Below are 14229 nucleotides of genomic sequence, written 5' to 3' on the forward strand. Positions count from 1 at the left end.
GACCTCGGCCATCTCCCCAGGTGTCACACACCATCAACGCGCCAACCGGGACAAAGACACGCCACAGCGAGTACACCTGACCAAGCCCTACTAGGCGTGGCGCAGGAATCGGCGCAGGCGGGTGAGGGGCCAGGTGTTGATGATCTCGTCGCTGGTGAGCCAGCCGCGTTGGGCGGTGCCGATGCCGTAGCGCAGGTTGGCCAGGTGCGGGATCGAGTGCGCGTCGGTGTTCACCGCGAAGCGGACGCCGTGGCGGCGGGCCGCCAGGAGCTGTTCGTCGTTCAGATCGAGGCGTTCGGGCGAGGAGTTGACCTCCAGAGCGGTACCGGTGCGGGCACAGGCGGCGTAGAGCGCGTCGAGGTCGACGTCGATGGGTGGGCGCCGACCGAGCAGGCGGGTGGTGGGGTGGCCGATGATGTGGACGTACGGGTTCTCGCAGGCCCGCACCAGGCGGCGGGTCTGCTCGGCGCGGTCGGCCCGGAAGTGGGAGTGGATCGAGGCCACGCAGAGGTCGAAGCCGGCCAGGAACTCGGGCGGCCAGTCGACGTCGCCGTCCGGGCCGATGTTGAGTTCGGTGCCGTGCAGCAGGCGCATCTTCCCGAAGTGGCCGTCGAGTTCGCGTAGCCGCTCACGTTGGGCGAGCATCTTCTCGTCCGTCATCCGCTGCATCGAGAGGTCCGGCGCGTGGTCGGTGACGGCGTAGTACGCGTAGCCGCGCTCGGCCGCTGCCGCGAGCATGTCCGCCAGCGTGGCCAGGCCGTCGGTCAGGTCGGTGTGGGTGTGCAGATCGCCGCGCACCTCGCGCTCGGTGACCAGGTCCGGCAGCTCGCCGCTCAGGCCCGCCTCGATCTCGCCGCGGTCCTCGCGAAGGGTGGGCGGGATCCAGGGCAGGCCGAGTGCCTGGTAGATCTCGAGCTCCGTCCGGGAGGCCAGCTTCCGGCCGCCCGCCACCTCGAACAGGCCGTACTCGGAGAGCTTGAGGCCGGCCTTGACGGCTCGGGCGCGCAGCTTGATGTTGTGCGCCTTGGAGCCCGTGAAGTAGACCAGCGCGGCGCCCCAGTCCTCGGGCGGGACCACCCGCAGGTCCACCTGGAGGCCGTCGGTGGTCCGGATCGAGGTCTTGGTGGGGCCGCTGACCAGGACCTCCGCGGTGCCGGGCAGCGCCTTCAGGGCCGCCATCAGCGGGGCGGAGTCCTTGGCGGCGGCGAGGATGTCGAGGTCGCCGACGGTCTCCCGCAGCCGGCGCAGCGAGCCCGCGCACCCGCACCGCACGCAGCCCGGCACCTCGGCCAGCCGGGCCACCAGCTCGTCCGCCAGCTCGGTCGCGACGTTCAGCAGGGTGCGCCCGCCGCCCTGGCGCAGCTGCTCGATGCCGTGCCGGATGTTCTCCGCCGTGCGCGGCCCCAGCCGGGGCAGGTCGTTCAACCGCTCGTCCCGGGTCGCCGCCAGCAGCTCGTCGACCGTGGCGATGCCCAGTTCCCGGTAGATGATCGCGGCCTTCTTGGGGCCCACGGTGGGGATCGCCATGATCTCCCGCAGGCCGGGCGGGACCTTCGCGCGCAGCTGTTCCAGGGTGGCGATGCGCCCGTGGGTCAGGTACTCGGTGATCTTCTGCGCGGTCGACTTCCCGACGCCGGGGATCTCCAGCAGCCCCGCCGCGTCGAGCTGGGCGAGGTCCCGGTGGTACCCGCCCACCGCCCGGGCGGCCTTCTCGTAGGAGCGCGCGCGGTAGGCGTCGCCGCCGGTCAGCAGGATGAGGTCGGCGTACTCCTGCAGCAGTGCCGCGACCCCGTCGTTGAGACGGGCCATGGGGCCAGTCTAGGCGGGGCGGGGCGGGCGGGTGCGGCAGCTGGGGGCGGCCTCGAAGTCTCCGGCCTCGAGCTCTGCGGCGTCGAGCTCTCCGGCCTCGAGCTCTGCGGCGTCGAGTGCGGGTGCGTCGGGTGCTGGGGCTGCGGGTGCGGTGCGGGCGGGCCCGGTCCGGGGCTCCAGGCCGTCGATGGCGAACGCGTCCGGCCGCGGCACGTGCCCGAAGTCGGGATCGTCGGCCCTGACCGGGAGTTGGTTGATCACCGCCTCCAGGGCCGCCGGGAGCCGGGGCGCCAGGCCGCGGTGGCAGCGGGCCAGGATGTCGCGGCGGACGGCCTCGGGCAGCAGCGGCTGGCTGGAGCGCAGCGGCCGCGGCGGGGTCGGGCGGGCCCGCTCGGCGAGGTCGCGGGACCAGGCCAGCCAGTAGTCCGCGTCGCCCGACTCGCCCAGCCGCAGGTGGTGCAGGTGCAGGCAGTAGGCGGAGATCCGGCTGCCGGAGCCGGCCGCGAAGCGCCACCAGAACTCGGCGCCGTCGACCCGCTCGCTGGCGTAGAGCAGCGCGGCGAACACCTCGGCGCCCTCGGGATGGATCTGCCGGCTGTTGACCAGCAGGTCCAGGCCGCGGGCCGCCTCCGGCGCGTCCAGGATCAGCGCGACGACCAGGCCGAGTTCGAACTTCGCCTGCTCGTGCTCCGAGGGCAGGTTGGCCGGGGCAGCGGTGAGCCGGGCCTGGCGGGCGGCCGCGATCAGCTCCTCGTAGGGGCGGACGGGAGCGGGAACCGAGAGCGCGGGCTCCAGCCGCGCGCCCGCCTGGTCGGTGCCGTCGGGCTCGCAGCCGAGCCACTCGGGCAGCGCCGCCGACCTGGGCCGCCGGGTCACCGCTCGGCCCGCCGATCCGGCAGCTCGCCGATCCCCAGCCGCCGGGCCAGCCGCTCGCGGGCGTGCCGCAGGTTGCTGCGGACGGTCTCCACCGGGCGGTCCAGGTAGGCGGCGATCTCCGGGTCGTCGAGGTCGAGCACGTAACGCAGGATCACCACGTCACGTTGCCGGTCCGGCAGTGCCAGGATGGCGCCGTACAGGCCGACCTGGTCCGCCTCGCTGCGCAGGCTGTCGCCGGCCAGCTCCTTGAAGCGGTCGATCACCACGGCGAAGGTGGTGGCCTCGACCGCCACCTGGTCCTGGTTCCAAGCCCAGTCGTTGAGATGGGACTTGAGTAACCGCCAGGCGTACGCGGCGGGCACCTGGTGGCGCAGCGCGTGCGGCCACTGCCGGGCCAGTTCGGCCGTCATCGCCGCCACCACCAGCTCGGCGTCGGCGCGGTTGCCGATCGTGGTGCGCGCGAAGGCCAGCCAGGCCCGGCCGTGGACCTCGCAGAACACCTGGTAGGAGAGCCATAGCCGGGCATTGGCCGCGCCCTCACCGGTGCTGTCCACCGCAGGCCCTCCCGGGCGCCCGGTTGTGCGGCCGCCCTTGTCCATCGTCATCGGTCCTGCCTTCGTCAAGGTTCTCGGCGTTCTCAGCGTTCTCTGCGTGCTCGGTGTTCGAGCCGCGGCGCGGCCGGGCCGCCGCAGGAGGAGTCGTGCCCACCCTCGACGACCATGGAACCAGAGTGGGCTCGTCCCGGTGTAGGAGAAGAGCTGTTTGTGATGCTCAGATGATCCCACTAACTGACATGGTGTCATATGCGCATGGCATAGCTACTTCAGGGTTGCCCGGATGATGCGTTGCCGAGTGGGGAATCATGGTGCTCGTCCAGTTGTGCGGTCGGCTGCGGGGCCGCCGCGGAGCACCACCGGCGGTCGTGCGGCCACCGGGATCACGGAGGGGGATTCGATGACCGACTACGACGGTGTCAACCTGGAGCTGCACCGGGCGCACTCGGCCCGGATGTACGACTACTTCCTCGGCGGCGTCACCAACTTCGCCGCCGACCGCGAGGCGGCGGGCCAGGTGAAGGCCGTGATGCCGTTCGTGCAGACCACCGCCCGGGTCAACCGCGCCTTCATGCACCGCTCCGCCCGGGCGCTGGCCGAGGCCGGCATCGACCAGTTCCTCGACATCGGCACCGGCATCCCCACCTCGCCGAACCTCCATGAGATCGCCCAGAGCGTCAACCGCGCGGCCCGGGTGGTCTACGCCGACAACGACCCGATCGTCCTGGCACACGCCAAGGCACTGCTGATCGGCGCCCCCGAGGGCCGCACCGCCTACGTCCAGGCCGACGTCACGGACCCGGCCGCGCTGCTCGCCTCGGCGGAGCTGCGCGACACCCTCGACTTCGACCGCCCGATCGCGCTGAGCCTCAACGCCCTGCTGCACTTCATCCCCGACGACCGCGGGACCCACGGGATCGTGGAGCACTTCAAGGGCGCTCTGGTCTCCGGGAGCGCCGTCGCGATGACCCACGTGACGGAGGACTTCGCGCCCACCGAGATCGCCCGGCTGGTGCAGATCTACCAGTCCGCCGGCACACCGCTGCAGGCCCGCAGCAAGGCGGAGTTCGCCCGCTTCTTCGGCGACTGGGAGCTGGTGGCGCCCGGCATCGTGCCCACCCAGCGCTGGCGCCCGGACAGCCCCGAGGGCGCGATGGTGAGCGACGAGGAGTCCTCGGTGTATGCGGGGGTGGCGCTCAAGCCCTGAGCCGCCGGTTCTCAAGCCGACTGCTCGTCAACGTCCGTGCACCGGCCGTCCTTATGGCCGACTTTGTGGCCGACGCACGGACATTGACGCGTCAGGCGAGGTCGTCCAGCGCCACGAACGGGTCGTGGTGGATCCGGTGCAGGGGTACCCCACCCCGGGCCAGCACCCGGGCGGCCGTGACGATCATCGGGGCGGGTCCGCTGAGGTAGGCGTCGTGCTGCTTCCAGGGACCGGAATCGGCGAGCACCTTGGGCAGGAAGGCGGCGCCGTCGCGGGCCTCCTGGTCGGCGACGGCGGCGCGCACGGTGAGCCAGCGGTGGCGCTGGGACATCCGCAGCAGGTCGTCCAGCCCGTACAGGCCGGCGGCGGTGCGGGCACCGAGGAAGACGTCCACCCGTCGGCGCAGGCCGTTCAGTGCGGCCTGCTCGACCAGTGCGCGGATCGGGGCGAGTCCGGTGCCGCCCGCGATGCAGACGATGTCCCTGGCCGAGGCCGGATCGAGCACCATGTCGCCCTGCGGCGCGCCCAGTTGCAGCACGTCGCCGACCGCGGCACGCTGCACCAGCGCGCCGCTGACCCGGCCGCCGGGTACCTGCTGGACGTGGAAGGTGATGGTGCCGTCGGGCCGCGGGGCGTTGGCGGGGGAGAGGTAGCGCCACAGCTTCGGCCACCACGGGGTCGCCACGCTGACGTACTGCCCGCCGACGAAGGGGTACGGCTGGTCGGTCCGCACGGTCAACTCGGCGATCTCGTCGCCGTGTCGGTGGTGCGCGACGATCTGGGCGCCCCAGACGGCGGGGCGGATCGCCGCGTCGGCCCTGGCGGCCTGGTCCATCACCTCGGCGACCGTGGTGTACGCCCGGGACCAGGCGGCGGCGGTCCCGGCGTTCCAGGCGGGGCCCGCGTAGTGCGCCAGGGTGGCCAGCAGGCACTCGCCGACCGCCGCGTAATGTGCGCTTTCGGTGCCGAACTTGCGATGGTCGCGGCCCAGGTGTTCGCAGAACCTCGCCAGATTGGCGGGATCGTCCACCAGATCGACGATCATCAGCAGGGCCCGCAGCAAGCGGTCGTGCTGGACGTCCATGTCGGGCGGGAACAGTTCGCGGACCTGCGGATAGCGCCCGAACAAGGTCGCGTAGAAGAAGCCCGGCAGGTTCGCGGCATGCGGTTCGACCACGGAGAGACTGGCCCGGATCAGCGCACTGTCGTTCGCGGCCTGATCCACCGGGGCAGGCTGCGGGGCGAACGGCCCGGCCGTCGGCGCATTCGCCGACTGGGCCGAATTGCTCGGGAGTACGGCCCCGCCGGCCGGAACGGGCCGCTGCGGCGGCACCACGGCAGGCTGCGGAAGCGGTGGCTGCCAGCCGCTCTCCGGAATCGAGGGCTTGCGGACCTCGCCGGCAGCGCGCTTGGCGCGGAACTTCACGGTGGAGCTCTCCTGTCCAGCTCATCCTCCCCCCGGAGCTGTCGCTGTACGGCCAGAAACAATTCGATTCTGCCCACAGCTGCGCTGGGCCTGGCAAGCAGCGACCGGTGAAGCATTTGTGAAACCGCTGGTGTCCGTTCCGGGGCAGGTCAAGTCGCTGCTCGGGGTGGGTTATTACTGGTTATGACGGTAATCTGCAAGGTTTCTGGGAAGGCGAATGCCGTCCGCCTGTCGTCCGCCTGCCGTGCGCCGCGGAACCTTTCGCGGCGGGACCGTCAATTTTCCCGTTCGCCACCGTTCGACGTTTCACTGCTGCCGTTTGACTGATTCTCGCGGTCGCTGCGATCTCGTCCGGGGACTCACCGGTCCACGAACTGTGGTTGCGCGTCAGCGTACTGAAGAAGCGTCAGTGCGATCAACTCGGGGTCGGACCCTGTTCGGTCGGGCCCTGCTCCGCCTGCTCCGTCCCGCTCCGTTCCGGCAGGCGGAGCGGGCGCAGGCCGGCCCAGGTGCCGAACAGGGCCGCCCCGATGAGCATGCCGATGCCCACCCAGAGGTTCACGTTCACGCCGCCGGCCCGGGCCAGGTCCAGATCGGTGGTGAAGGCGGCGCCCAGGACGGTGAGGACGGTGCCGTAGAGGGTGAAGAGCATGGCGAGGATCCAGCGCAGGTCGAACATGGGGGAGTCCCTCTCACCAGAAGAGCACGTTGAGCACGGTCGCCAGCACCAGTGCTCCGACCCCGAGCAGCACGGGGTTGCGGTACCAGCCGGAGTCCTCCGGGGCGAGCGCTTCACGGTGCGTCTGACGTGGGGTCAGCGACCAGACCAGGCCGGCCAGTTCGCGGTCCGGCTTGGGTTCGGTGACCAGTGAGACGACGACGCTGACCGTGATGTCCAGCACGAAGGCGGCGCTGGCCGCGACGAAGCTGGGGCCCTGCCCGGACATGTGCAGCACGTGGTGCCGGTTCAGCTGGTCGACGGTGACGGCCGCGGCGGTACCGACGATCAGGCCGACCCCGCCCGCCATCGGAGTGGTCCGCTTCCAGAACATGCCCAGGATGAAGGTGGCGAAGAGCGGGGCGTTGAAGAAGGAGAACAGGGTCTGGAGGTAGTCCATGATGTTGTTGTAGCCACTGGCGATGAACGCCGTGCCGATCGCGATCGCGCAGCCCAGCACGGTGACCGTGCGCCCGACCCGCAGGTAGTACGCGTCCGGGCGGTCCTTGACCACGTACGCCTGCCACAGGTCGTAGGTGAAGACCGTGTTGAACGAGCTGACGTTGGCGGCCATGCCGGCCATGAAGGCGGCCAGCAGGCCGGTGATCGCCACGCCCAGCATGCCGGTCGGCAGCAGGTCGCGGATCAGCAGTTCGATCGCGTTGTTGTACGTCACCCCGTTCTTCAGCGTGCCGTCGCTGGCCTTGTACGCCGCCAGCTCCGGGGAGAGCACGGCAGCCAGCATCCCGGGGATCACGATCACCAGGGCGATCAGTGCTTTCGGGTACGCGCCGATCAGCGGGGTGCGGCGGGCGGCGGACGTGTTGCGGGCGGCCAGCGCGCGCTGCACCTCGGCGAAGTTGGTGGTCCAGTAGCCGAAGGAGAGCACGAAGCCGAGCCCGAAGACGATGCCGATCACCGAGAGCGCGGCGTTCTCGATGCCGGTGAGGTTGCTGCCGGGCCAGGAGTGCAGTTGGGCGGCCGCGTCGTTGTTCGTGGCCTTGATCCGATCGGTCAACCCGTGCCAGCCGCCGACCTTGTGCAGGCCGACCAGGGTGAGCGGCACCAGCATCGCCACGATCACGAAGAACTGCATCACCTCGTTGTAGACCGCCGCCGACAGCCCGCCCAGCGTGGTGTAGGCCAGCACGATCACGGCGGCGGCCACGATCGACACCCAGAGCGGCCAGCCCAGCAGCAGGTTGACCACGGTGGCCAGCGCGTAGAGGTTGACTCCGGCGATCAGCACCTGGGCGACGGCGAAGCTGAGCCCGTTGACCAGGTGCGCGAACCTGCCGAAGCGCCGCAGCAGGAACTCGGGGACGCTGCGCACCTTCGAGCCGTAGTAGAAGGGCATCATCACCAGGCCGAGGAAGACCATGGCCGGGATCGCGCCGATCCAGTAGTAGTGGAAGGTCGGCACGCCGAACTGGGCGCCGTTGGCCGTCATGCCGAAGATCTCGACCGCACCGAGGTTGGCGGAGATGAACGCCAGACCCGTCAGCCAGGCGGGCAGCGAGCGGCCGGACAGGAAGAAGTCCAGGCTGGAGGAGACCGAGCGCCGGGCGAGCGCGCCGATGCCGAGCACGACGGCGAAGTAGACGGCGAGCAGCGCGTAGTCGATCGGCCTGGCGTTCAGCCGCAGGCCGGCGTCGGCGAGCTGATGGGTGGCCGGCTGGTGTGTGGTCAGCTGCTGCGGGGCCACGTTGCTGATGGCCGGGATCTTCATGAACCTCACCCCCTCGGGGCGTCCCGTTCTAGCAGCGCGGGGCGACGGCCCGGGCTGCTCGTCACCCGGGGGTGGGCGTTTCGACTGGGCCGACCGGCTGCGCGGCTGGGTGGCCGAGCGACTCGGTGCCTGTGCGGCTGGGTGGGCGAGCGGCTGGGTGGGCGAGCGCCCGACCGCTGGACCGGCATCCGTGTCCGAAACCGGGCAGGCGGCAGGGCGAGGCCATCTTGTCTATACAACTCACCTCAGATCCCGGCCATTTCGGCCAGCATGCGTTGGCCGACCGTTAGCCGCGAGGACAGCCCGGAGCGCTACTTATGACGTGGCACGGGCAAGAGAGTTGCCATCGACGCAACTCGGCGCGATGGCGAACGACTGAAGGGTCGGCGGACATATGAGACGACTTTGGCGAGCACTGGGCGCGGTTCTCGCCCTGCTGGGCGCGCTGATCACGGTGCAGCCCGCGAGCGCGGCTGCCACCAGCGGCAACCTGATCGTGAACGGCAGTGCCGAGGCGGGCTACTGCACCAAGGACTGGACCGCTGCCACCACCATGCCGGGCTGGACGGTGCTCTCCGGCAGCCCGGACGTGGTCTGCTACTCGGTCGGCAGCTTCGGCCACCCGGCCAGCCCGGCGCCCGGCAACGCCTTCTTCGCCCCCGGCAACCAGGGTGACGGCGCGATGGAGCAGACCGTGGACGTCTCCTCCGCCGCCGGCGCCATCGACGGCGGCGGCATCAGCTACAACCTCTCGGGCTGGCTGGGCGGTTGGACCAGCTACGCGGGCAACGTCCAGGTCTCGCTGAAGTTCCAGGACGCCTCGGGCGCGCAGCTCGGTTCGACCGCGAACCTGCCCACGGTCTCGGCCGCGGACCGCTCCAACACCACCGAGTTCCTGGCCCGCGCCAGCACCGGCGCCGTCCCGGCCGGCACCCGCTCGATCCAGGTCGAGGCCCAGTTCCTGCAGAGCTCGGGCGAGTCCGGCTACCTGGACAACCTCTCGTTGACCCTGAACACCCCGGTCACCGCCGCCACCCTGGCGCCGCCGGTCTCCAAGGTGCCGGGCTACGACCACGTCTTCATGGTCATGATGGAGAACACCGACTACTCGGCGGTGATGGGCGACCCGACCGACACGCCGTACATCCACAGTCTGATGGCGCAGGGCGCGTCGATGAACAACTACCACGCCGTGTACCACCCGAGCGACGAGAACTACCTGGCCGTCGCGGGCGGTGACACCTACACCACCGGTGCCACCTACTGGCCGAACATCAACGCGCCGGGCACCAACCTGGGCGACAAGCTCGACGCCGCCGGCAAGAGCTGGAAGGCGTACGAGCAGGGCATGGGCACCCCCTGCAACACCACCACCCAGTACGACGCCAAGTACGAGCCGGACGACGCCCCGTTCATCAACTACACCGATGTCAGCGGCAACGCGTCCCGCTGCGCCGCGCACCTGTTCGACACCACTCAGCTGACCACCGACCTGAAGAGCGCGGCCACCACCCCGGCCTTCTCCTGGGTCGCCGCCGACGACTACTACGACGGCGAGGCCTCCGGCAACGGCAACACCACCAGCCTGCAGACCCAGGACGGTTGGCTGAAGCAGACGCTGGCGCCGATCATGCAGTCGCCGGCCTGGACCACCCAGAAGTCGCTGCTGATCCTCACCTGGGACGAGGACACCAGCAACGCCGACAACCAGGTGGCCGCGGTCGTCGACGGCTCGCAGGGCACCGTCCCGGCCGGCACCACCAGCGCCAGCCGCTACGACCACTACAGCACCGCCCGCACCATCGAGGCGGCGCTGGGCCTGCCCGGCATCACCGCCAACGACACCTACGCGACCCCGCTGAACGACGCCTTCGCGCCCACCACCGCCCCGGCGCCGACCACCACGCTGACCACCGGCACGCCGAGCGTCGCCAACGGCTCGAGCGTCACCTTCCAGTACGCGACGCCGGCCGCGACCACCAGCTCGACCAACTGGATCGGCATCTACCCGGCCGGCGCGACGCCCGGTTCGCAGTCCTCGATCACCTGGCAGTACGCGCCGAACGGCAGCGGCAGCCTGACCTTCGACACCACCAAGCTCAACGGTCCGGGCAGCTATGACGTCTGGTACCTCTACAACGACGGCTACACGGCGCTCGCCGGCCCGCTCACCCTCACCGTGAGCTGACCGACGACGGACCGCGAAGCCGATGGCGGCCGGCAGCACTCCCGCAGGGGGGTGCGGCCGGCCGCCGTCATGGTTGCCGGGCCCCGTCAGCCGCGACCCGGCTCCTGCGGTGGCCGGGCGCGGGCCGCGAGCAGGGCCGTGTCGTCCTGGGCCGGGGTGGCGGCGAGTTGGTGCAGGACGGTGTCCAGCAGGTCCTCCAGGTCGGCGCCGGCTTGCAGGGGCAGGTCGGCGAGCCGGGCCAGTGAGACGTCGATGTCCTCGTGGCGGCGCTCCACCAGGCCGTCGGTGTAGAGCAGCAGCACCTGGGCGGGCAGCAGGGGGCGGGTGACCTGTGCGTAGTCGGCCAGCCCGCTGCCCAGGGGTGGACCGGTGGGCAACTCAACGAGTTCGGTGGGCAGGCCGGGGGTGATCAGGGCGGGCGGCAGGTGGCCGGCGCTGGCGAAGGTCCAGCGTCGGCGGTTGGGGTCGGCCAGGGCGAGCAGGCAGGTGGCGGGGCGGGCGGTCTCGTTCTCCGAGATCAGCGCGTCCAACTGACGCAGGATCCGATGCGGCGGCAGGTCCATGCTGGCGGTGTAGCGGAGCATCGAGCGGTAGGTGCTCATGTCGACGGCCGCCTCGACGCCGTGGCCCATCACGTCGCCGATCACCAGCAGGGTCCGCCCGAACGGCAGCCGGACGGCCTCGTACCAGTCGCCGCCGACCACCGAGCTGCTGCCGGACGGCAGGTAGCGGGTGGCCAGTTGCAGGTTGGGGTGCGGGGTGGCCGGGTCGGCGAGCAGGGCCCGCTGCAGGTCCAGCGCGACGCCCTGGGAGCTGGTGTAGCGCAGCGCGTTGTCGATGCTGAGCGCGGCGTGCCCGCACAGGTCCTCGATCAGCACCAGGCCCTCGCCGCCGAACTCCGGTGCGGCGGCGCCCGGTCGGGCCAGCCAGAGGATGCCGACGGTGCGTCCGCGCGCGATCAGCGGGACGGCCAGCGACTGCTCGGCGCCGCCCGGCGCGGCGAGTTCGGCGGGCGCCTCGCCGAGCACCGGTTGGCCGGTGGTCAGGCACTGGGCGGCCACGGAGTCGTCGCCGTACCGCACGCTCTCGCCGGGCTGGGCCAGGCCGGCCAGCCGTGGCGTGAGCGCGGGAGTGGCCGCCAGCGCGGCGCGGTGCAGCCGGATCCGGCCGGTGACAGTACCGGAGTGGCTGCCCGGCAGCAGGTCGACGGCCGCGAACTCGGCGATGCCGGTGTCCACCGCGAACCGGGCCAGCTCGATGCAGGTGGTGTCCGCGTCCAGCGTGCTGCCGATCCGGTCGGCGGCGGTCTTCAGCAGGGTCAGCCGGGCCCGGACCTGCTCGTCGGCGGCGACCGTGACCAGCACCCCCGCCGCCGCGTGGTCGGACTCCAGGCGGCGGCAGCGCAGCGTCACCCCTGGGCCCAGGCTCAGCTCGGCGGACTGCGCCCCGGCGAGCGCCTGTCGGAGCGCCGGCCCGAGCTCGCGCAGCGAGGTGTCGGCCACCGGGTGGCCGAGCAGTTCGGCGGCCGAGCAGCCGGTCAGGGCGAGAAAGGCGAGGTTGGCCCGCACCCAGCGCAGCTCCGGATCCACGATGGCCAGGCCCACCGGCGCGCTGTCGAACGCGGCGCGCACCAGGGCGGCCTCGCCCGCGACGGCCGGCTCGCCGTGTGCGGAGTCGGCGTTCTGGCCCGAGGTCTCGGCGTGCACCGTCTTTCTCCTGCCCTCCTGCCCCCGCGGGCAAAACCGCACCTCTGCCCCCGCGGGCAAAACCGCACTCCGTCCATGATCGCGCCGCCTCGGGCGAAACGCATCAAGGAGCGAGCTGTCGCCCAGTGTGCCTGGCCTGCCATGGTGACGCACCATCGGGGCCGACGGGCGGTGACCCGCTGAGCGATCGTCAGGAGGCGTGCGGCGAAACCGGTTGCGACCTGCTGGGCGCGCCCGGCGGTGTGGTGGCGGATTGTAGGGGGCCGGGGCCGCACCGTGTTCGGGGCTCGTCATGATCAAGCCACTGTCGATCATCGCGTCCACCCGGGCATTTAGCGGAATGATCGATTCCGTCTGTACTCGGTGTAGCTCCTGATATCCGCTCTGACCTGGCGCGATGCCCCACTCGCGATCGTCGGGTCGAGGGCTGGAGGTTGGCGCGTTCGATCCGTACTGCTGTTCCCGGTGGGCTTATCGTTCTCACACCTGGCACGGGTGATCGAGAGCGGTTGCCCTTGCTGTACGCCGCCGCTATTGACATGGGCATGCCCTCATTCTCTCCCCTGGAGCGCCTCGATGACGATAGAACCGGACGCCACCCCCGCCGCCGCCCCCACCCAGTTCAGCCTGAGCACCGCCGCCGCGCGCACCCTGACCACCACCACCAAGTCCGTGCCCCAGATGCGCGGCATCACCTCACGCTGGCTGCTGCGCCGGCTCCCGTGGGTGCAGGTGTCCGGCGGCACCTACCGGGTCAACCGGCGGCTCTCGCTGGCCGTCGGCCGCGGCCGGGTCGGCTTCGTCCAGTCCGGGGCGGACGACGTCCGGATCATCCCCGAGACGCTGCGCGAACTGCCGGTGCTGCGCGAGTTCGGCGACGACGCGCTGCTGACCGAGCTGGCCGGCCGGTTCGTGGTGCGGGAGTTCCGCGCGGGCGAGGTGATCGCGGAGCGCGGCCGGCCGGTGGAGGAGGTCTTCGTCATCGCGCACGGCCGGATGGAGCGGATCGCGGCCGGCAAGTACGGCGACGAGGAGAAGACCATCGGCGTCCTGGCCGACGGCGACCACCTGGGTGACGAGGCCCTGCTGGACCTGGGGGCCGGCAGCGCGCGCGGGGCCGCGCCGCGCTGGAGTGCCACGGTCAGGGCCGCCACCGCCGGGACGCTGCTGGTGCTGCGCTGGGACGCCTTCCTCGACCTGTTCGACCGCTCCGCCGAACTGCGCGAGCAGGTCGGCAAGTTCGTCGCCAACAGCGAGCGGCGGGTGAACTCCAAGGGCGAGGTGGAGGTCGCCGTCGCCGCCGGGCACGAGGGCGAGGCGGAGATCCCCGGCTCCTTCGTGGACTACGAGCTCTCGCCGCGCGAGTACGAACTCTCGCTCACCCAGACCATCCTGCGGATGCACACCCGGGTCGCCGACCTCTACAACGACCCGATGAACCAGCTCGAGGAACAACTGCGGCTGACCGTCGAGGAGATCCGCGAGCGCCAGGAGTGGGAGCTGCTGAACAACCGTCAGTTCGGCCTGCTCCACAACGCCGCCTACGACCAGCGGATCAACACCTGGTCCGGGCCGCCCACTCCGGACGACATGGACGACCTGCTCTCGATGCGGCGCGGCACCGACCTCTTCCTCGCCCACCCCAAGGCCATCGCGGCGTTCTTCCGCGAGTGCACCAAGCGCGGCATCTACCCGGACAGCACCACGGTCGACGGTCACCAGGTGCCGGCCTGGCGCGGCGTGCCGATCTTCCCCAGCGGCAAGATCCCGATCACCGGCGGGCACACCTCCTCGATCCTCGCGATGCGCACCGGCGAGAAGGACCAGGGGGTCATCGGGTTGCACCAGACCGGCATTCCCGACGAGTTCGAGCCCAGCCTGAACGTCCGTTTCATGGGGATCGACGACAAGGCGATCATGCGCTACCTGGTGACCGCCTACTACTCGGTGGCGATCCTGGTCCAGGACGCCGTCGGGGTCCTGGAGAACGTCGACATCGCCGCGCCGAGGTCCTGA

Annotated in this window: 10 protein-coding genes; 3 read left to right on the forward strand and 7 right to left on the reverse strand. The window is 71.0% G+C overall.

Annotation, left to right across the window (positions count from 1 at the left end; all coding sequences use genetic code 11):
• Positions 1–90: 90 nt before the first annotated feature.
• Genes polX through P3T41_RS34810 form a run of 3 tightly spaced genes read right to left on the reverse strand, consistent with a single transcriptional unit; the run spans position 91 to position 3239 of the window.
• The gene (gene polX, locus P3T41_RS34800) at positions 91–1809 is read right to left on the reverse strand and encodes a DNA polymerase/3'-5' exonuclease PolX (protein ID WP_280694654.1); all 1719 of its coding nucleotides are present in this window, start codon (positions 1807–1809) and stop codon (positions 91–93) included.
• A gap of 9 nt (positions 1810–1818) precedes the next feature.
• Positions 1819–2685 (reverse strand): glycoprotein, encoded by an 867-nt coding sequence (locus P3T41_RS34805; RefSeq protein ID WP_280694655.1) that lies wholly within the window; start codon positions 2683–2685, stop codon positions 1819–1821.
• On the reverse strand, positions 2682–3239 hold the full coding sequence (locus P3T41_RS34810) for a sigma-70 family RNA polymerase sigma factor (protein WP_280694656.1): 558 nt from the start codon (positions 3237–3239) through the stop codon (positions 2682–2684). Before P3T41_RS34810 ends, P3T41_RS34805 begins: the two co-directional genes overlap by 4 nt.
• A gap of 400 nt (positions 3240–3639) precedes the next feature.
• Here P3T41_RS34810 and P3T41_RS34815 point away from each other — a divergent pair, with 400 nt between their 5' ends.
• Positions 3640–4446 (forward strand): SAM-dependent methyltransferase, encoded by an 807-nt coding sequence (locus tag P3T41_RS34815; RefSeq protein WP_280694657.1) that lies wholly within the window; start codon positions 3640–3642, stop codon positions 4444–4446.
• 91 nt (positions 4447–4537) lie between these two features.
• Here P3T41_RS34815 and P3T41_RS34820 read toward each other — a convergent pair whose 3' ends face one another.
• The 3 genes from P3T41_RS34820 to P3T41_RS34830 form a co-directional block, all read right to left on the reverse strand.
• The gene (locus P3T41_RS34820; RefSeq protein ID WP_280694658.1) at positions 4538–5872 is read right to left on the reverse strand and encodes a globin domain-containing protein; all 1335 of its coding nucleotides are present in this window, start codon (positions 5870–5872) and stop codon (positions 4538–4540) included.
• A 415-nt stretch (positions 5873–6287) separates the two neighbouring features.
• A complete protein-coding gene (locus tag P3T41_RS34825; protein ID WP_280694659.1) occupies positions 6288–6551 on the reverse strand; it encodes a hypothetical protein in 264 nt (87 codons plus the stop codon).
• 13 nt (positions 6552–6564) lie between these two features.
• A complete protein-coding gene (locus P3T41_RS34830; protein WP_280694660.1) occupies positions 6565–8319 on the reverse strand; it encodes a sodium:solute symporter family protein in 1755 nt (584 codons plus the stop codon).
• 394 nt (positions 8320–8713) lie between these two features.
• On the opposite strand from P3T41_RS34830, the gene P3T41_RS34835 reads away from it, so the two are divergent.
• A complete protein-coding gene (locus P3T41_RS34835; protein ID WP_280694661.1) occupies positions 8714–10507 on the forward strand; it encodes an alkaline phosphatase family protein in 1794 nt (597 codons plus the stop codon).
• An 86-nt stretch (positions 10508–10593) separates the two neighbouring features.
• On the opposite strand, the gene P3T41_RS34840 is transcribed toward P3T41_RS34835, so the two are convergent.
• Positions 10594–12213 (reverse strand): SpoIIE family protein phosphatase, encoded by a 1620-nt coding sequence (locus tag P3T41_RS34840; protein WP_280694662.1) that lies wholly within the window; start codon positions 12211–12213, stop codon positions 10594–10596.
• 576 nt (positions 12214–12789) lie between these two features.
• On the opposite strand from P3T41_RS34840, the gene P3T41_RS34845 reads away from it, so the two are divergent.
• Positions 12790–14229, forward strand: a complete 1440-nt coding sequence (locus tag P3T41_RS34845) for a family 2B encapsulin nanocompartment shell protein (protein ID WP_280694663.1) — start codon at positions 12790–12792, stop codon at positions 14227–14229.

This window comes from Kitasatospora sp. GAS204B, assembly GCF_029892155.1.
GTDB lineage: Bacteria > Actinomycetota > Actinomycetes > Streptomycetales > Streptomycetaceae > Kitasatospora.